Here is a 1,650-nt window from a genome sequence, read left to right as displayed (position 1 = left end):
CTCGAGATGTCAAACTTCAAACCAAACTCACCCGCGATATCACGCTCAACCTCCCTCTACTTTCTGCTGCAATGGATACCGTTACCGAAGCGCGTCTGGCCATCTCTATGGCTCAAGAAGGCGGCATTGGTATTATCCATAAAAACATGACGCCGGAGTTGCAAGCGCGTGCCGTTTCCAAAGTGAAGCGCCATGAGAGCGGCGTGGTGAAAGATCCCGTTACCGTTGCGCCGACCGCATTGATCCGCGAAGTCTTGGAAATGCGCGCACAACGCAAACGCAAAATGTCCGGTCTGCCTGTTGTGGAAAACGGCAAAGTGGTCGGTATCGTGACCAACCGCGACCTGCGTTTTGAAAACCGTGTCGATCTGCCTGTTTCTGCCATCATGACCCCTCGCGACCGTTTGGTTACCGTTCCTGAAGGTACCAGCATCGATGAAGCCCGCGAAATCATGCATGCGCACAAAGTTGAGCGCGTTTTGGTGTTGAACGACCAAGACGAACTCAAAGGTCTGATTACAGTTAAAGATATTCTGAAAACAACCGAATTCCCTAATGCCAACAAAGATGCCGAAGGCCGCCTGCGTGTCGGTGCCGCGGTGGGTACCGGCGGCGATACCGAAGAGCGCGTCAAAGCATTGGTGGAAGCAGGTGTGGACGTGATTGTGGTCGATACTGCCCACGGTCATAGCCAAGGCGTTATCGATCGCGTGCGCTGGGTAAAAGAAACCTATCCGCACATCCAAGTCATCGGCGGTAACATCGCTACTGCTAAAGCCGCTTTGGATTTGGTGGCTGCCGGTGCGGATGCCGTTAAAGTCGGTATCGGCCCTGGCTCGATTTGTACGACCCGTATCGTAGCAGGCGTAGGCGTGCCTCAACTGACTGCGATTCACAATGTTTCCGAAGCCCTGAAAGGTACAGGCGTTCCCCTGATTGCCGACGGCGGTATCCGCTTCTCCGGCGATATTGCCAAAGCTCTGGCAGCAGGTGCATATAGCGTCATGCTCGGCGGTATGTTTGCCGGTACGGAAGAAGCACCGGGCGAAATCGAACTCTACCAAGGCCGCTCTTACAAGTCTTACCGCGGCATGGGTTCGTTGGGTGCGATGAGCCAAGGCTCTGCCGACCGCTACTTCCAAGACAAAACCGACAGTACAGACAAATATGTTCCTGAAGGCATCGAAGGCCGCGTTCCTTACAAAGGTCCGATCGTGAACATCATCCACCAGCTGACCGGCGGCCTGCGCTCCAGCATGGGTTACTTGGGTTGCGCCAATATTGCTGAAATGCACGAGAAAGCAGAATTTGTGGAAATCACTTCTGCCGGTATGAGCGAATCCCACGTTCACGACGTACAAATCACTAAAGAAGCGCCTAACTACCATCGTTAAACGAGTATAAAAAGGTCGTCTGAAAATATTTCAGACGGCCTTTCTGTTTTTATAAGGTTTTAAAAATGAAGCAAATATTGCTTGCCGCTGTTATGCTTAGTATTTGGGGCGTGGTATTTGCAGAATAATTGGGGAGACAAACGCTTCACGCGCTCAAACCAGAGTGCATCTGTTGAAATGACATGTATCAACTAGTACGTTTTGAACTGAGCGATTAAACCAAGTTTAAGACGGCCTTTTAAAAATCGTATTACAA

The 1,650-nt window shown here is 51.3% G+C and carries 1 protein-coding gene; it reads left to right on the top strand.

What is annotated here, in order from left to right; all coding sequences use genetic code 11:
- On the top strand, positions 1 to 1,394 hold a 1,394-nt coding region (guaB, locus tag ACTHUM_RS13355; RefSeq protein WP_440403094.1), incomplete at its 5' end, for an IMP dehydrogenase.
- Positions 1,395 to 1,650 lie beyond the last annotated feature (256 nt).

The sequence above is a fragment of the Neisseria sp. P0021.S006 genome (assembly GCF_051956895.1).
This window is presented reverse-complemented; position numbering and strand designations above follow the sequence as displayed.